Annotated in this window: 16 protein-coding genes; 11 read left to right on the top strand and 5 right to left on the bottom strand. The window is 62.0% G+C overall.

Annotated features, from left to right (window positions below):
* Nucleotides 1-83: 83 nt before the first annotated feature.
* Nucleotides 84-1,559: an inorganic phosphate transporter gene (locus HX869_RS28310; RefSeq protein WP_003219836.1), complete on the bottom strand. Its 1,476-nt coding sequence runs from the start codon at nt 1,557-1,559 to the stop codon at nt 84-86.
* Between the two features lie 310 nt (nt 1,560-1,869).
* Nucleotides 1,870-2,070 (bottom strand): hypothetical protein, encoded by a 201-nt coding sequence (locus tag HX869_RS28305; RefSeq protein WP_003219834.1) that lies wholly within the window; start codon nt 2,068-2,070, stop codon nt 1,870-1,872.
* A 667-nt stretch (nt 2,071-2,737) separates the two neighbouring features.
* Between HX869_RS28305 and pcaR the strand changes: the two genes are divergently transcribed.
* The 11 genes from pcaR (at nt 2,738) to pcaC (ending at nt 13,634) form a co-directional block, all read left to right on the top strand.
* Nucleotides 2,738-3,580: a pca regulon transcriptional regulator PcaR gene (pcaR, locus tag HX869_RS28300; protein ID WP_003219833.1), complete on the top strand. Its 843-nt coding sequence runs from the start codon at nt 2,738-2,740 to the stop codon at nt 3,578-3,580.
* Nucleotides 3,581-3,728: 148 nt separating this feature from the next.
* Nucleotides 3,729-5,075 (top strand): MFS transporter, encoded by a 1,347-nt coding sequence (locus HX869_RS28295; protein WP_003219832.1) that lies wholly within the window; start codon nt 3,729-3,731, stop codon nt 5,073-5,075.
* A gap of 147 nt (nt 5,076-5,222) precedes the next feature.
* Entirely contained in the window at nt 5,223-6,080 is an 858-nt protein-coding gene (locus HX869_RS28290; protein WP_003219830.1) for a CoA transferase subunit A, read from the top strand.
* On the top strand, nt 6,077-6,859 hold the full coding sequence (locus HX869_RS28285; RefSeq protein WP_172834582.1) for a CoA-transferase subunit beta: 783 nt from the start codon (nt 6,077-6,079) through the stop codon (nt 6,857-6,859). The genes HX869_RS28290 and HX869_RS28285 overlap by 4 nt, the downstream gene beginning before the upstream one ends.
* Nucleotides 6,856-8,061 (top strand): 3-oxoadipyl-CoA thiolase, encoded by a 1,206-nt coding sequence (gene pcaF / locus HX869_RS28280; RefSeq protein ID WP_178904001.1) that lies wholly within the window; start codon nt 6,856-6,858, stop codon nt 8,059-8,061. The genes HX869_RS28285 and pcaF overlap by 4 nt, the downstream gene beginning before the upstream one ends.
* A gap of 28 nt (nt 8,062-8,089) precedes the next feature.
* Entirely contained in the window at nt 8,090-8,794 is a 705-nt protein-coding gene (gene pcaH, locus HX869_RS28275) for a protocatechuate 3,4-dioxygenase subunit beta (RefSeq protein WP_003219824.1), read from the top strand.
* Nucleotide 8,795: 1 nt separating this feature from the next.
* On the top strand, nt 8,796-9,362 hold the full coding sequence (gene pcaG, locus HX869_RS28270; RefSeq protein WP_003219820.1) for a protocatechuate 3,4-dioxygenase subunit alpha: 567 nt from the start codon (nt 8,796-8,798) through the stop codon (nt 9,360-9,362).
* A gap of 180 nt (nt 9,363-9,542) precedes the next feature.
* Entirely contained in the window at nt 9,543-10,838 is a 1,296-nt protein-coding gene (locus tag HX869_RS28265) for an MFS family transporter (RefSeq protein ID WP_003219818.1), read from the top strand.
* Between the two features lie 49 nt (nt 10,839-10,887).
* Nucleotides 10,888-12,252: a 3-carboxy-cis,cis-muconate cycloisomerase gene (locus HX869_RS28260; RefSeq protein ID WP_178903998.1), complete on the top strand. Its 1,365-nt coding sequence runs from the start codon at nt 10,888-10,890 to the stop codon at nt 12,250-12,252.
* A gap of 10 nt (nt 12,253-12,262) precedes the next feature.
* Entirely contained in the window at nt 12,263-13,054 is a 792-nt protein-coding gene (pcaD, locus tag HX869_RS28255; RefSeq protein WP_178903997.1) for a 3-oxoadipate enol-lactonase, read from the top strand.
* Nucleotides 13,055-13,241: 187 nt separating this feature from the next.
* Nucleotides 13,242-13,634, top strand: coding sequence for a 4-carboxymuconolactone decarboxylase (gene pcaC / locus HX869_RS28250; protein WP_003219813.1), 393 nt, complete (start codon nt 13,242-13,244; stop codon nt 13,632-13,634).
* On the opposite strand, the gene HX869_RS28245 is transcribed toward pcaC, so the two are convergent.
* From HX869_RS28245 to copD, 3 genes are all read right to left on the bottom strand, one after another.
* Entirely contained in the window at nt 13,631-14,572 is a 942-nt protein-coding gene (locus HX869_RS28245) for a polysaccharide deacetylase family protein (RefSeq protein WP_256736797.1), read from the bottom strand. The two genes, pcaC and HX869_RS28245, sit on opposite strands and share 4 nt — an antisense overlap.
* Nucleotides 14,573-14,608: 36 nt before the next feature.
* Entirely contained in the window at nt 14,609-15,877 is a 1,269-nt protein-coding gene (locus HX869_RS28240) for an OprD family porin (protein ID WP_178903996.1), read from the bottom strand.
* Nucleotides 15,878-16,025: 148 nt separating this feature from the next.
* The gene (gene copD / locus HX869_RS28235; RefSeq protein WP_178903995.1) at nt 16,026-16,883 is read right to left on the bottom strand and encodes a copper homeostasis membrane protein CopD; all 858 of its coding nucleotides are present in this window, start codon (nt 16,881-16,883) and stop codon (nt 16,026-16,028) included.
* Between the last annotated feature and the right edge of the window lies 1 nt (nt 16,884).

The raw sequence follows: 16,884 nt of genomic DNA, 5'->3' as shown, positions 1-16,884 counted from the left end.
ATAACGGATATACACCCAAACCCCAGCCATAAAAAAAGGCACGACCCTCACAGGTCGCACCCTCTTCACAAGCCCAAGAGCTGTCAGCTACCCAAAGCCTTGGAAGCCAACCAGAACAACCCGGCCGAAAGGCCCACAGTCGCCGGCAGCGTCAACACCCAAGCCATCAGAATGGTCTTGACGGTGCCACCTTGCAGCCCGCTCTTGTTCGCCACCATGGTCCCCGCCACACCCGAAGACAACACATGGGTCGTGGAAACCGGCAAGCTGAAGATATTGGCCAAGCCAATCATGCTGGCCGTGGTGATCTGCGCCGACATACCCTGGGCATACGTCATGCCCTGCTTGCCGATCTTCTCACCAATGGTCAGCACCACACGCTTCCAGCCCACCATGGTGCCCAGGCCCAAGGCCAGTGCCACCGCCAGGATCACCCAGAACGGCGCGTACTCGGTGGTCGCCGTCAGGTCCTTGCGCAACTTGTCCAGGTCCGACTTCTCACGCGCATCCAGGCCTGGCAACTTGCCCACCTTCTTCGCGGTGTCATCCAGGCACAACAGATAACGACGCACTTCAATCCGGTGCTCGGCGGTCAACGAATGGTAGTCAGAGACACCTTTCAAGGTCCCCAGCAGGGCGTTGATCGTCGGTTCAGTCTGCTGCGGATTGCACTGGAACTTGCCCGGCAAATCGTCTTTCACGCTTTTGCCCAGGGCCAGGAACTCACCGAGGGTTTCTTGATTGCGCTGGTAGAACTGATTCAAGTGCAGCGTGGCGTCGCGGGTGCGCTCGATCTGGTAAGTGGTGCTGCCCAGGTCCAGTACGAACTGCGCCGGCACGATACCGATCAGTACCAGCATGATCAGGCCAATACCTTTCTGCCCGTCGTTGGAGCCGTGCACGAAGCTCACGGCCATCGCCGAAATCACCAGGACCAGGCGGTTCCAGAACGGCGGGTGCTTCTTGTCGTCGAGCTTGCGGCGCTGGTCCGGTGTCTTGTGCATCTTCGACAGCGGGCGCCACCATTTCAGGCCCAGCAGCACCAGGGCGGCAACCACGAAACCAGCCATCGGCGAGAACACCAGCGAAGCGCCGATATCGATCGCTTTCTGCCAGTTGACGCCGTCAGCCAGGGGAATGTCGTTGATCAGGGCGTTGGCCAGGCCGACACCGAGGATCGAACCGATCAGGGTGTGGGAACTGGACGCCGGGATCCCGAAATACCAGGTGCCGAGGTTCCAGGTGATCGCCGCTGCCAATAATGAGAAGACCATGGCCAGACCGTGGCCGGTGTTCACATTGATCAGCAACTCCACCGGCAGCAGGTGCACGATGGCATACGCAACACCGACCCCACCGAGCAACACGCCGAGGAAGTTGAACACCCCGGAGAAGAACACGGCCAGATGCGGAGGCATGGCTTTGGTATAGATGACTGTGGCAACCGCGTTAGCGGTGTCATGAAAGCCATTGATGAACTCGAAGGCGAGGACAAAGGCCAGGGCGAGCAACAGGCTCACTAGAACCCAAGCATCCAGTCCGCTGAATAAATCGATCATGAAGGTTTTCTGACCCGGTCGTAAGGGGGCGCGATTATGCCAGAAAACATCGGTAATCAATGCACTAGCTGCTCATCGGTAACATTCTTCAACGAAAAAAAATGGGGGGGAGGCGTGCATCCCGGTGTTTTCGGGGCTTTGGCAAGTGATTGATTTATATGGAGGATCCATCAAATTCTCGGGATAAAGCGCCGGAAGGGAATAACTGAAACAATCGTATGAAATTTCGCTAAGGCCACATAACGGGCTTCCCTCCACCAGCGTGGTACTGGCAGAGAGATGGCACCTTTGGAAGCTCAACCCGAAACGCTTATGGCTCTTCGGCTTTGAGGTCCTGTTCAATCTTTTGGATTTCCTGGGCAAAGGCCTGGTCGAGCAGGCTGGCTCGTTTGCGCCATGGCTTGCGTTCAGGTTCTGGCTGGGCGGCGTAGGTGGTGACTTCCCCGCCGTAAACATCCTTGTAACGTTGTTCCTGGCGCTCAAGTTCCGCGCGCAGTTCGTCTTTCGTCACATTGTTACCTAATTGAGTTGAGTTTGATTCCGGCGAAACGCGATGCCGGGAAGTCGCCCCCGGTATACCGTCAATCTGAAGATCAGCGTGGAAAGGTATACAGGAAAAACCACTTCTTTATTGCACGCGGCCACGATACCGGAGAAGAGCAGTTGTCGTAGCAACAGTTTTCTTGTCACAGCCACAAGCAGTTGGCAGGCATTCGAAATGTGTGTCAGGTACTTGCGGCGGAGCCTGCACGCAGCCGGTGCACGACTGGGTGAAATCTATCCTCGGGGTCAGGCGAGGCTGGCTCCTGCACAGGATGCATTATAGCCACGCGCTTGAATAACACTATCGCCAACAAGTTAAAAATCGTCAACTTTGTGTGAGGGTTTTGTTACGCAGGTGTGTGGGGTATTTGCTGAACTATTGGCGCCATAAATCGTGCAATGTTCTACAGGCGTTAATCAACCTTAACTTCTCTCGTACATCAGTCGATTCTGAAAGGCACTCAAATGGATGTAGAGGGGTTCCGGCACCGGTCGGCGGTGACAAATTGCGATAATCGAATGACCGTCCGATAATCGCCCAATGTTGGTTGCCCTGCCTTGTGCAGCCATTGCACGGCGGCTTGTAATAGCGGTCACCCTCCCGCAGCGGTTAAAAATAAGAGAAAGGACCCCAAATGAACGATCAATTGCGCAACTCCTTCGCATCAGTGGCGCCGCCGATCGTTGCGTCACCGGCCAAGCGCATCCAGGCGTTTACCGGTGATCCGGATTTCATGACCTCCCTGGCCCGCGGCCTGGCCGTGGTGCAGGCATTCCAGGAGCGCAAGCGCCACCTGACCATCGCCCAGATCAGCCACCGCACGGAAATCCCCCGCGCTGCCGTACGCCGTTGCCTGCATACCCTGATCAAACTCGGCTACGCCACCACCGACGGGCGTACCTATTCGCTGCTGCCCAAGGTGCTGACCCTCGGCCACGCTTACCTGTCGTCCACGCCCCTGGCCGTTTCGGCGCAGCCGTACCTGGACCGCATGAGCGAGCAGCTCCACGAGGCGTGCAACATGGCAACCCTGGAAGGTGATGACATCCTCTACATTGCCCGCTCCGCCACCACCCAACGCCTGATTTCCGTCGACCTTTCCGTGGGCGGCCGTCTCCCGGCCTACTGCACCTCCATGGGCCGTATCCTGCTGGCGGCGCTGGATGACGCCTCGCTGCAGGACTACCTCGACCACGCCGACCTGCAAACCAAGACCAGCCGCACCCTCACCACCCCGCAAGCCTTGCTCGAATGCCTGCAGGAAGTGCGGCAGCAGGGCTGGTGCATTGTCGACCAGGAACTGGAGCAAGGGCTGCGTTCCATCGCCGTGCCGGTGTACGACGCTTCGGGCCAGGTCCTGGCGGCACTGAACGTCAGCACCCATGCCGGGCGGGTCAGCCGCAGCGAGCTGGAGCAGCGTTTCCTGCCGAGCATGCTCAGTGCCAGCCAGGAGCTGAGTGCGCAGCTGTTTGCGTAAGCTGTTCGGTGACCGCACAGATCCCGGCTGGATGAATTGACGGTGTTTCCCAAGGCTTATTAATGTGCGGCAGCGCTTCAAGGCGCCGCCCCAATAATAATGACGACTCAAGGTCGTTCGCCCGCCCATCGGTGTGGAAATAAAAATAATGAATCAGCCTTCACCTGCTGTCGGTACTTGTTTGGACGTTCAGTCCTTCATCAACGCCCAGCCGCTGTCGCGGTATCAGTGGCGAGTGGTGATCCTGTGTTTTCTCATCGTCTTCCTCGACGGCCTCGACACGGCCGCCATGGGCTTCATCGCCCCGGCGCTGTCCCAGGACTGGGGCATCGACCGCGCCAGCCTCGGCCCGGTAATGAGTGCCGCGTTGATCGGCATGGTCTTCGGCGCCCTGGGCTCCGGCCCACTCGCCGACCGCTTCGGGCGCAAGGTGGTGCTGGTGGGGGCGGTGCTGGTGTTTGGGGCCTTCAGCCTGGCCTCGGCCTACAGCAGCAACGTCGATCAACTGCTGATCCTGCGCTTCCTCACCGGTCTCGGCCTGGGCGCCGGCATGCCGAACGCCACGACACTGCTCTCCGAATACACCCCGGAACGCCATAAGTCCCTGCTGGTGACCAGCATGTTCTGCGGCTTCAACCTGGGCATGGCCGGTGGCGGGTTTATCTCGGCCAAGCTGATCCCGGCGTATGGCTGGCACAGCCTGCTGATGATCGGCGGCCTGTTGCCGCTGATCCTCGCGGTGGTGCTGCTGTTCTGGCTGCCGGAGTCGGCGCGTTACCTGGTGGTGCGCAATCGCGGCACCGACAAGGTGCGCAAGACCCTGGCGCCTATCGAGCCGGGTATCGTCGCCCAGGCCTCGAGCTTCAGCGTGCCCGAACAGAAAACCGTCAAGGCGCGCAACGTGTTCGCGGTGATCTTCTCCGGCACCTACAGCGCCGGCACCTTGCTGTTGTGGCTGACGTATTTCATGGGCCTGGTGATTGTTTACCTGCTGACCAGTTGGCTGCCGACCCTGATGCGCGACAGCGGCGCCAGCATGGAACAGGCCGCGTTTATCGGTGCGTTGTTCCAGTTTGGCGGCGTATTGAGTGCGGTCGGCGTGGGCTGGGCGATGGACCGGTTCAATCCCCACAAGGTCATCGGTACCTTCTACCTGCTGGCCGGGGTGTTTGCCTACGCGGTGGGGCAGAGCCTGGGCAATATCACGCTGCTGGCGACTCTGGTGTTGATTGCCGGCATGTGTGTCAACGGTGCGCAGTCGGCGATGCCGTCGCTGGCCGCACGTTTCTACCCGACCCAGGGCCGCGCCACGGGCGTGTCGTGGATGCTCGGCATCGGCCGCTTTGGCGCGATCCTCGGGGCGTGGATGGGCGCGACCTTGCTGGGCCTGGGCTGGAACTTCGAACAGGTGCTGACCGCCCTGGTGATCCCGGCGGCATTGGCCACCACCGCGGTGGTGATCAAGGGCATGGTCAGCCATGCCGACGCTACCTGAAACGGACCGATAGCAAGACAACAATCCGTTCGATAATCGAACACTCAGTCGATTATCGGATTGTTTGGCCCCGACCCCCGGCTTAATCTTCAAGCACTTCGGCGCTGCCTCCAGCGCCTTTTTCGATCGATACCGGGAGCCCACCCCATGGCTGAAATCCTTTCGCTGGCTGATGCGGTAAAGCAGTTCGTGAATGACGGCGACACCGTTGCACTCGAAGGCTTTACTCACCTGATCCCTACGGCGGCAGGTCATGAAATCATTCGTCAGGGCAAGAAAGACCTGACGCTGGTGCGCATGACGCCTGACCTGATCTACGACCAGTTGATCGGCGCCGGCTGTGCACGCAAGCTGATTTTCTCCTGGGGCGGCAACCCGGGCGTGGGTTCACTGCATCGCCTGCGGGACGCCGTTGAAAAGCAATGGCCGCAACCGCTGGAGATCGAAGAGCACAGCCACGCCGACCTGGCCAATGCCTACGTCGCCGGTGCCTCCGGCCTGCCATTCGCGGTGTTGCGCGCCTACGCCGGCTCCGACCTGCCCAAGGTCAACCCGCTGATCAAGACCGTGACCTGCCCCTTCACCGGTGAAGTACTGGCGGCCGTGCCGTCGGTGCGCCCGGACATCACCGTGATCCACGCGCAAAAGGCTGACCGCAAGGGCAACGTGCTGCTGTGGGGCATCCTCGGGGTGCAGAAGGAAGCGGCCCTGGCGGCCAAGCGCTGCATCGTTACCGTTGAAGAAATCGTCGACGACCTCAACGCGCCGATGAACGCCTGCGTGCTGCCGACCTGGGCCCTGACTGCCGTGTGCCATGTGCCGGGTGGCGCGCATCCGTCCTACGCCCACGGTTACACCGAACGTGACAACCGTTTCTACCAGGCCTGGGACCCCATCGCCCGGGACCGTGAGACGTTTACTGCGTGGATCAACGAATACATCCACGGCACCGCCAATTTCAGTGAATTCCAGGCCAAGCTGGCCACCGCGCAGGAGGCCAAATAATGGCTTACTCGACCAACGAAATGATGACCGTCGCCGCCGCGCGCCGCCTGAAGAACGGTTCGGTGTGCTTCGTCGGCATCGGCCTTCCCTCCAAGGCTGCCAACCTGGCGCGCCTGACGTCGTCGCCGGATGTGGTGCTGATTTACGAGTCCGGCCCGATTGGCGCCAAGCCTTCGGTGCTGCCGCTGTCCATCGGTGACGGCGAGCTGGCTGAAACCGCTGACACCGTGGTGCCGACCGGTGAGATTTTTCGCTACTGGCTGCAGGGCGGGCGCATTGACGTCGGCTTCCTCGGCGCGGCCCAGGTCGACCGTTTCGGCAATATCAACACCACCGTGGTCGGTGACTACCACCAGCCCAAAGTGCGCCTGCCAGGTGCCGGTGGCGCACCGGAGATCGCCGGCTCCGCGAAGAGCGTGCTGATCATCCTCAAGCAGTCGGCCCGCTCGTTTGTCGACAAGCTGGACTTCATCACTTCGGTCGGCCACGGCGAAGGCGGTGACTCGCGCAAACGCCTGGGTCTGCCAGGCGCCGGTCCTGTAGGGATTATTACCGACCTGTGCATCATGGAGCCGGAGGAGGGCAGCCACGAATTTGTCGTCACCGCCCTGCACCCCGGCGTGACCCGTGAGCAAGTAGTGGCCGCCACCGGTTGGGCGATTCGTTTTGCCGACCAGGTGACCACCAGCGCCGAACCCACCGAGATTGAACTGACTGCCCTGCGCGACCTTGAGGCACGCACCGCTGCCGCCCACGGCCAAGCCCCCGGAGAAGCCTGATGCGCGACGTATTTATCTGTGACGCCATTCGTACCCCTATCGGCCGTTTTGGCGGTGGCTTGTCCACCGTGCGCGCCGATGACCTGGCGGCACTGCCGATCAAGGCGCTGATGGAACGCAACCCATCGGTGGACTGGAGCGCTGTGGACGAAGTGTTCCTCGGCTGCGCCAACCAGGCCGGCGAAGACAACCGCAACGTGGCGCGCATGGCGGCATTGTTGGCGGGCCTTCCGGAGAGCATTCCCGGCGTCACCCTGAACCGCCTGTGCGCTTCGGGCATGGACGCGATCGGCACGGCCTTCCGCGCCATCGCCAGCGGCGAGATGGAACTGGCGATTGCCGGTGGCGTCGAGTCGATGTCCCGCGCGCCGTTCGTGATGGGCAAGGCCGATGCGGCGTTCTCGCGCAACATGAAGCTGGAAGACACCACCATCGGCTGGCGCTTTATCAATCCGTTGATGAAGGCCCAGTACGGCGTCGATCCGATGCCGCAAACCGCCGACAACGTGGCCGACGATTACAAAGTCTCCCGCGCCGATCAGGACGCCTTCGCCCTGCGCAGCCAGCAACGTACCGCTGTTGCACAGGCTGCCGGCTTTTTTGCTGAAGAAATCGTGCCGGTGCGTGTCGCCCATAAAAAAGGCGAAACCCTGGTCGAGCACGACGAGCACCCGCGGGCCGATACCACTTTGGAGGCCCTGGCCAAACTCAAGCCGGTCAACGGCCCTGACAAGACGGTCACTGCGGGCAACGCCTCGGGTGTGAACGACGGCGCCGCAGCGCTGATCCTGGCCTCTGCGGAAGCCGTCAAAAAACATGGCCTGACCGCTCGAGCTCGTGTGCTGGGCATGGCCAGCGCCGGTGTGGCACCTCGGGTCATGGGCATCGGCCCGGTGCCGGCGGTGCGCAAACTGGTGGAACGCCTGGGCCTGGCGGTAACTGATTTCGATGTGATCGAACTCAACGAAGCCTTCGCCAGCCAGGGCCTGGCCGTGCTGCGCGAGCTGGGGATTGCCGACGACGCACCGCAGGTCAACCCGAACGGCGGCGCGATTGCCCTTGGCCATCCGCTGGGCATGAGCGGTGCGCGCCTGGTACTGACCGCGCTGCATCAGCTGGAAAAAACCGGTGGCAGCAAAGGCCTGGCGACCATGTGCGTCGGTGTGGGCCAAGGCCTGGCCCTGGCAATCGAACGCGTTTGAGACCCACAAGAATAAAGAGGATTGCTCCATGAGTGACAAGCCCGGATACCGGCGCCCGCAAGCGGGTACTCAGCCTGATTACCTGCACCCGGCCTACCAGTCGACGAACCTGCGTTCGCCGTCCAAGCCGTTGGTGTTCCTGCCCCATTCCCTGTCGGAAATCACCGGCCCGACCATCGGCGCCGAGCGCGTCAACGAGAAGGACAACGACCTGACCGCCCAGCACGAAGGCGAGCCCCAGGGCGAACGCATCATCATTCACGGGCGCGTGCTGGATGAAAACGGCCTGCCCGTTCCCGGCATCCTCGTGGAAATCTGGCAGGCCAACGCTGCCGGCCGCTACAACCACAAGCGCGACCAGCACGACGCACCGCTGGACCCGAACTTCACCGGCACCGGGCGTACCGTCACCGACGCCGACGGCTGGTACCAGTTCCAGACCATCAAGCCCGGCGCCTACCCGTGGGGCAACCACCACAACGCGTGGCGCCCGGCACACATCCACTTCTCGCTGTTCGGCCCGAGTGTGCTGACGCGGTTGGTGACGCAGATGTATTTCCCCGGTGACCCGCTGCTGGCCTACGACCCGATCTACAACTGCGTCCCGGACACGTCCGCCAAGGAACGCCTGATCGCCTCGTTCGATCTGGAAAAAACCATTCCGCACTATGCCCTCGGCTACCGTTGGGACATCGTCCTGCGCGGCCGCGACGCCACGCCGATGGAGAAATGAGATGAGCCTCAACGCGACTACTTCCCACACCGTCGGGCCGTATTACCACATCGGCCTGACCTGGCTGAACCGCGAAGACCTGACCGTTGCGGCCACCCTCGGCGAGCGCGTGGCGATCACCGGGCAGGTGGTGGATGGCAATGGCGATGTGGTCAACGACGCCATGCTGGAAGTCTGGCAGGCCAATGCGGCCGGCAAGTACGACCATCCCGAGGATGAGCAGGACAAACCGGTGGACCCGAACTTCGAAGGCTTTGGCCGGGTGCCGGTGGACGCTGAAGGGCGGTTTCGCTTTACCACCATCAAGCCGGGCAGTGTGCCGGGGTTGAAGGGCACGACCCAGGCGCCGCACCTGGTGGTGCTGGTGTTTGCCCGTGGGCTGGTGAAGCACCTGCTGACGCGGATTTACTTTGACGGTGAAGCGGCGAATGGGGATGACGCGCTGCTGGCGTGTGTGCCGCAGGAGCGCCGCCGCACGTTGATCGCCAAGGCGGATGCGGCGGGTGTGTATCAGTGGAATGTGATTTTGCAGGGCACAGACGAAGAGACGGTGTTCTTCGATTACTGAGTTGGCTGAGGATCTATCGCAGGCAAGCCAGCTCCCACAGGGGAATGCATTCCAAATGTAGGAGCCGGGCTTGCCCGCGATGAGGCCGGCTCAGGCAACAAATATCCAAAAGTCTGCTTGCGGAACATGGTTGTTGCAAAGTATGTCTAGGCTATAACCGTTCCCACTGAGTGAAAAAACATGACAACAAAAACCAGCCACTACACCGGAGAAGAACGCAGCAAAAGGATTTTTGCGATTGTCGGTGCCTCTTCCGGCAACCTCGTCGAATGGTTCGACTTCTACGTCTATGCCTTCTGCGCTATCTATTTTGCCCCGGCGTTTTTCCCGTCGGACGACCCCACCGTGCAACTGCTGAACACCGCCGGCGTGTTCGCCGCCGGCTTCCTGATGCGCCCCATCGGCGGCTGGCTGTTCGGCCGGGTGGCGGATAAACACGGTCGCAAGAATTCGATGATGATCTCGGTGCTGATGATGTGCGCCGGTTCCCTGGTCATCGCCTTTTTGCCCACCTACAAAGACATCGGCGCCTGGGCCCCGGCCCTGCTGTTGGTCGCCCGGTTGTTCCAGGGCCTGTCGGTCGGCGGCGAATACGGCACCACCGCCACCTACATGAGTGAAGTCGCCCTCAAGGGCCAGCGCGGGTTCTTCGCCTCGTTCCAGTACGTGACCCTGATCGGCGGGCAACTGCTGGCGGTGTTGGTGGTGGTGATCCTGCAACAGATCCTCACCGAAGAAGAACTGCGGGCCTGGGGCTGGCGCATTCCGTTTGTGATCGGCGCCATTGCGGCGGTGATCTCGCTGTTGCTGCGTCGCACCCTGAAAGAAACCACCAGCAAGGAAATGCGTGAAGACAAGGACGCCGGCAGCATTGCCGCGCTGTTCCGCGATCACAAGGCGGCGTTTATCACCGTGCTCGGCTACACCGCCGGCGGCTCGCTGATTTTCTACACGTTCACCACCTACATGCAGAAGTACCTGGTGAACACCGCCGGGATGCACGCCAAGACCGCCAGCTACATCATGACCGGCGCGCTGTTCTTCTACATGTGCATGCAGCCGGTGTTCGGCATGCTGGCGGACAAGATTGGCCGCCGTAACTCGATGCTGTGGTTCGGCGCCCTGGGCACGCTGTGCACTGTACCCATCCTGTTGACCCTGAAAACCGTCAGCAGCCCGTTCCTGGCTTTTGTGCTGATCACCCTGGCCCTGGCCATCGTGAGCTTCTACACCTCCATCAGCGGCCTGGTGAAAGCCGAAATGTTCCCGCCACAAGTACGCGCACTGGGCGTGGGCCTGGCGTATGCGGTGGCGAACGCGATCTTCGGCGGTTCGGCGGAATATGTGGCCTTGGGGCTCAAGTCCATGGGCATGGAGAACACCTTCTACTGGTACGTCACGGCGATGATGGCGGTGGCGTTCCTGTTCAGCTTGCGCCTGCCCAAAGAGGCGGCGTATTTGCACCACGATCTGTAACCGGCTGGCGCATGCCCGTTGCCGGGTATGCGCCACCTAGGGATGTGTTATGACGATGCGCACGAGCAACCAACTGTTCGACGCCTACTTCACCGCCAACGGCATGGCTGAAGTGTTCTGCGACCAGGGGCGTTTGCAGGGCATGCTGGATTTCGAAGCGGCGCTGGCCCGGGCCGAGGCTCAGGTCGGGTTGATCCCGCAAGCGGCCGTCGCGCCCATTGCCCAGGTCTGCCTGGCCTCTCTCTACGACGTAGATGCCCTCGGCGACGCCATCGCCACCGCAGGCAACTCTGCGATTCCGTTGGTCAAGGCCCTCGGCAAGTTGATCGCCAGCGAAGATGCCGGCGCCGAACGTTATGTGCATCTGGGCGCTACCAGCCAGGATGTGATGGACACCGGCCTGGTGCTGCAACTGCGCAGTGCGGTCGAGCTGATCGAACATGATCTGGCGCGGTTGGGGGACATTCTTGCCGCCCAGGCCCAGCGTTACGGGACAACTCCTTTGGCGGGCCGGACCTGGCTGCAGCATGCAACGCCGGTCACGCTGGGCATGAAGCTCGCCGGTTGGCTCGGCGCAGTCACCCGCAACCGGCAACGTCTCAGTGAGCTGAAGCCGCGTTTGCTGGTGCTGCAATTTGGCGGTGCTTCCGGAACCCTGGCGGCCCTCGGCGAACAGGCGATGCCGGTGGCGCAAGCACTGGCCGCCGAGTTGCAGTTGGGCCTGCCGGAGCAACCCTGGCACACCCAGCGCGACCGCCTGGTGGAGTTTGCCTCGGTGCTCGGTTTGATCGCCGGCAGCCTCGGCAAGCTGGGTCGCGACATCAGCCTGCTGATGCAGACCGAAGCGGCGGAAGTGTTTGAGCCGTCGGCCCCCGGCAAGGGCGGCTCTTCGACCATGCCCCACAAGCGCAACCCGGTGGGCGCTGCCGTGCTGATCAGCGCTGCCACGCGAGTGCCCGGCCTGGTGGCAACGATGTTCAGCGCGATGCCCCAGGAACACGAACGCAGCCTGGGCCTGTGGCACGCCGAATGGGAAACCCTGCCGGAGATTTGCCGGCTGGTATCCGGTGCATTGCATCAGGCGCTGCTGGTCAGCGAAGGCCTGGAAGTCGACCCCCGGCGCATGGTCCAAAACCTTGATCTGACCCAGGGTCTGGTACTGGCCGAAGCGGTCAGCATCGTCCTCGCCCAGCGCCTGGGCCGCGAAACCGCGCACCATCTGCTGGAACAATGCTGCAAACGCGCCGTCGCCGACGGGCGCCACCTGCGGGCGGTGCTGGGGGATGAACCCCAAGTGACTGCCGAGCTTTCGGCGGCCGAACTCGATCGCCTGCTGGACCCGGCGCACTACCTGGGCCAGGCGCACACCTGGGTCACCCGGGCCGTGGCCGAACATTTTGCTTTGACTGCCTGAGGAGGCTGCTGTGGGATTTGTACAACTCGCCGATGGCGAACTGAACTACCAACTCGATGGCCCCGAAGATGCACCGCTACTGGTGCTGTCCAACTCCCTGGGCACCGACCTGCATATGTGGGACATCCAGATCGAGGCGTTCACCCAGTACTTCCGGGTGCTGCGTTTCGACACCCGGGGCCATGGCAAGTCGCTGGTCACCGAAGGCCCCTACAGCATCGAGCAATTGGGCCGTGACGTGTTGGCGCTGCTGGATGCGTTGCAGATCGAGCGCGCGCATTTCTGCGGGTTGTCCATGGGCGGCCTGATCGGCCAGTGGCTGGGGATCAACGCGGGTGAGCGTTTGCGCCGGCTGGTGGTGTGCAACACCGCCGCGAAGATCGGCACGCCCGAGATCTGGAACCCACGCATCGAGATGGTCCTGCGCGACGGTGCGGCCGCGATGGTTGCCCTGCGTGATGCGTCAATTGCCCGCTGGTTCACCGCTGACTTCGCCGAGGCTCATCCTGACCAGGCCAAGCTGATCACCGATATGCTGGCGGCGACTGATCCCCAGGGTTATGCCGCAAACTGCGCGGCCGTGCGCGACGCGGATTTCCGCGAGCAACTGGCGTCGATCAAGGTGCCGACCCTGGTGATCGCAGGCAGCGAAGATGCGGTGACGCCGCCGGCGGGTGGGCACTTTATCCAGGCGCATGTGCAGGGCGCCGAGTATGCCGAGTTCTATGCCGCGCACTTGTCCAACGTGCAAGCCGGCGCGGCGTTCAGCGACCGTGTGCTGGAATTTCTGCTATCGCGCTGAGTATCGCTGAACCCTGTGGCGAGGGAGCTTGCTCCCGTTGGGCTGCGTAGCAGCCCCTGAGCAGCCGCAATCCAACTATTTGTACAGCCCTGCAGCGGCCTCACTGGGGCCGCTGCGCGACCCAACGGGAGCAAGCTCCCTCGCCACAGGTATGTGCCTGTCGTCACCGTTGCATGAGGAGCGTTTTGTGGACGAGAAACAACGTTATGCCGAAGGCCTGCAAGTGCGCCGCGAAGTGCTGGGCGACGCCCACGTCGACCGCAGCCTCAATGCCCTGACCGAGTTCAACAGCGAGTTCCAGGAAATGATCACCCGCCACGCCTGGGGTGATATCTGGACCCGCCCGGGCCTGCCGCGGCATACCCGCAGCCTGATCACCATCGCCATGCTCATCGGCATGAACCGCAGCGAAGAGCTGAAGCTGCACCTGCGCGCCGCCGCGAGCAACGGTGTGACCCGCGCCGAGATCAAGGAAGTGCTGATGCAGAGCGCGATCTATTGCGGGATTCCGGCGGCGAATGCGACGTTTCACTTGGCCGAGTCGGTGTGGGATGAGTTGGGGGTAGAGTCGCGCGCCTAGTGCGAGTCAGCGTCCCACACCCAATTCCACACACCTGGCAGGTGCACCACGTCGTCGGCGCTTTTTACCGTACGGGCCATGGCGGCTCGCTGCAAGGTTGCCCGGTCGGTGTAGAAAGGCTGTGTGGCGAGGGGCACGCCATTGATATGGGCGCTGTCCAGCAGGATTTGCAGGTATTCCTTCAAGTGCCAGGCGGTGTAGCGGTTGATATCGTGGAAGGTCACCACCACCGGGATCACGCCGTCCACCGTCGGTAATTCGCCTTTGGCGATGCGCTCGCGCACCACCGAGAGTTGGCGTATCAGGTTTTCCCGTCGACGCGGGCTGCCGTTGAACACCCAGATCACCCCATCGTTTGCACTCAGGTCGGTCAGCAACACATGCATGCCGTGTTGCTGATAGGCGGCGAAGGTGCGCTTGTCATAGTTCCAGAACGGCGGGCGTACCAGTGTGGGCGGTTGGCCGGTGATGGAGGTGAGGGTCGACGAACCCAGGCTGAGGTAGTGCTCCAGTTCAGCCGGATTCTGCAAGCGATGGTTGCTGTGCCACGGGGTCGCGGTGTGGAAGCCCAGGATATGGCCGGCCGCGTATTCGCGCTCCATGGTCTTGTAGCCCCGGGGGTTGCCGCCGGAGCGGGGCGCCTCGGTCTGCAGGAAGAACACCGCCTTGATCCCCGGCTGTATCGGGTTGTTCGCCAGGTCCGCCATCACCGAACGGCTGGGGTTCATGAAGCCCGAGGCGCTGGGGCCGTCATCGAAGGTCAGCAAAAAACGGATCGGCGCCTCGGTTTTCAGGCGTTGTTCGGTTTGCGGTGTCAGCGCCAGGGGCGGGCCGATGCAACCGCTGAGGCTCAGGGCCAGGGCTAATACCGCCGATACGGTGGCGAAGGGTTTCATGGCGGACTCGAATGACATTGGCTGCTGGGGCGGGTCATCCATGACACGCGCGCACCATACAACAAGACTGTCGAGGCTTTACAGCAGGCTTATCGGGTAACTGACGATCAACCGGTTTTCATCAAACTCGTTGTTGTTGTAGTCCCGGCGCATGCTGGAGTTACGCCAGCGCACATTGAGATTCTTCAGCGCTCCGCTCTGCACCACGTAGGCCACTTCACTTTCCCGTCCCCATTCCTTGCCATCGGTCACTGTGCCGCTGTGCACGTTGCTGCCGCTGATGTAGCGGTTCATCAGCGTGAGGCCAGGAATACCCAGGGCGGCGAAGTTATAGTCATGGCGTACCTGCCAGGATTTTTCCTGGGCGTTGTCGTAGCTGGCGTTGTAGCTGTCGTTGGCCAGGGTGCCGCCGCTGGTGCCGTTGACGCGCATCCAGGCGCTGTCGCCGCTGAGTTTCTGCAGGCCGATATAGAAGCTGTTGCCTTTGTATTTGGCCGAGAGCAGGGCGAACGCGGTTTTGTTGTCGAGGTCGCCGGCCAGGGCCTTGCCGTCTTCCTTGCCGGTGAAGAACCCGAGGTTGGCGCCCAGCGTCCAGTCGCCCACGGGCTGGCTGTGGGTCAGGTTGAAATACTGTTGCTGGTAGATGTCACTGAGTTCGGCGTACCACACGCCAACCTGGGTGCGCTTGTCGTTGAAGGTGTATTCGCCGCCGCCGAAGTTGAAGCGGTCCGAGGTGAATGCGGCTTTGCCGTTGAGAAACATGTCATCCATGCTCGCGTCGTTGCGCGGGCTGTTGCCGCGAAACTGGCCGCCATACAAGGTCAGGCCGGCGATTTCCCTGGACGTTACCTGGCCGCCGCGGAACGTTTGCGGCAGTGAGCGGCCGTCATCCGAGCGCAGGATCGGCAGTACCGGCATCCATTCGCCGACTTTCAATTCTGTGTTCGACAGCCTGGTTTTCAGCGCCACGCCCAGGCGCCCGAAGTTATCGGCAGGGCGGCCATCGCTGCGGGTCGGCAGCAGTTGGGTGCCGGCGGTACCTTTGCCGCCGTCGAGTTTCTGCGAGTAAAGGCCCAGCACGTCCAGGCCGAAACCGACGGTGCCTTGGGTGAAGCCGGACCTGGCATCGAGAATGAAGTTTTGCGTCCACTCCTCGGCCTTGCCCTGGGGGTAGGCGGGGTTGGTGAAGTTGCGGTTGAAGTAGGCGTTGCGCAGGTTGAGCGTGGCGGTGGCGTCATCGATGAAGCCTTCTGCCGAGGCGGTGGCGGGGAGGGTAAAGGCCAGGCTGCTCAAACCGATGGCGGCAAAACGGGTGGTGCCGGAGAAATGGCGGACGTGTTGGCTCACAGTGACGCTCCCTTGTCTTCTTGTTGTTTTTATTTTTTGTTATACGTTGTCGTACAACATTGGGAGCGATATTTGCGAGGTTTCAGGGGGTTGTCAATCGAAAGTTATACGATGACTCCCTGCGTGAAGGGAGTCAGTGGGGGAGGAGTTATCCCGCTGCAACCATGGGCGGCAAGGTGCCAAGCAGCGAAACGGCGGCTACCGCTGAAACACCTAGTAACCATTCAATCATCACGCTGGCCTTCAAGGCAGGCAGCCGCTGCTCACAGTTGTGAATCCGCAGGCGGTTCAGCAGCGCCAGGGCGAGCATGCCGAACACCAGCAGCACCTTGATCAACAGGATCAGGGCGAACCCTGTGAACAAGGGCGTCGGCCAGAACTGCCCGGTGAGCACCCGCACGTTGATCAATCCGGTCACCAGCAGCCCTGTCACCAGGCCATAACCGATGCCACTGAAGCGCTTGAGGATCGGTTCCAACGGATAGCGGGGCGATTGCCTGAGGATCAACACCAGCAGGAGCAGGCCGCCCAGCCAGGCACCGACACACACCAGGTGCACCACCTGATTGAGGATCAGCAACTGTCCGGCCATGCCATTGAGCATGGCGCCATGGCCCACCGGTGCCAGTGTCGCCAGCAGCAATGCACAGAGCGGCAGGCGCAACGCCTTCCACGGCGTCATCAGGCCCAGCACCAGCAGCACGTTCAGTAGCAAGTGCCAGGTCCAGACCTGGCCGAAGAAGGTTTTGCCCAGCACCAACTGCACGGTCGACCATTCCAGCGCGCCCAGCCCGACACCGGCCATGCTCGCGCTGATCAACAGCAGCCACGCCACCCCCGACACCAATGCCAGCCACGCCAACCCTTGGGTGATGCGCGACAGTTGGCGGTCCAGCACCGGTTGCGGTCCCGCGCCCAGCAGCCAGGGCCTGAACACAGAGGCCCCGAACATCAACAGCACGACGATGAAATGCAGGAAACGGCACAGCACCAGCAGGGTGGCCATG

It is taken from the genome of Pseudomonas sp. P7779, assembly GCF_013386315.1.
Lineage (GTDB): Bacteria > Pseudomonadota > Gammaproteobacteria > Pseudomonadales > Pseudomonadaceae > Aquipseudomonas.
This window is presented reverse-complemented; position numbering and strand designations above follow the sequence as displayed.

Coding starts and splice junctions, on each gene's coding strand:
- HX869_RS28310 (WP_003219836.1), bottom strand. CDS start 1,559: ATGATCGATTTATTCAGCGGACTGGATGCTTGGGTTCTAGTGAGCCTG.
- HX869_RS28265 (WP_003219818.1), top strand. CDS start 9,543: ATGACAACAAAAACCAGCCACTACACCGGAGAAGAACGCAGCAAAAGG.
- pcaG (WP_003219820.1), top strand. CDS start 8,796: ATGAGCCTCAACGCGACTACTTCCCACACCGTCGGGCCGTATTACCAC.
- HX869_RS28295 (WP_003219832.1), top strand. CDS start 3,729: ATGAATCAGCCTTCACCTGCTGTCGGTACTTGTTTGGACGTTCAGTCC.
- HX869_RS28245 (WP_256736797.1), bottom strand. CDS start 14,572: ATGGATGACCCGCCCCAGCAGCCAATGTCATTCGAGTCCGCCATGAAA.
- HX869_RS28290 (WP_003219830.1), top strand. CDS start 5,223: ATGGCTGAAATCCTTTCGCTGGCTGATGCGGTAAAGCAGTTCGTGAAT.
- pcaR (WP_003219833.1), top strand. CDS start 2,738: ATGAACGATCAATTGCGCAACTCCTTCGCATCAGTGGCGCCGCCGATC.
- HX869_RS28260 (WP_178903998.1), top strand. CDS start 10,888: ATGACGATGCGCACGAGCAACCAACTGTTCGACGCCTACTTCACCGCC.
- pcaH (WP_003219824.1), top strand. CDS start 8,090: ATGAGTGACAAGCCCGGATACCGGCGCCCGCAAGCGGGTACTCAGCCT.
- copD (WP_178903995.1), bottom strand. CDS start 16,883: ATGGCCACCCTGCTGGTGCTGTGCCGTTTCCTGCATTTCATCGTCGTG.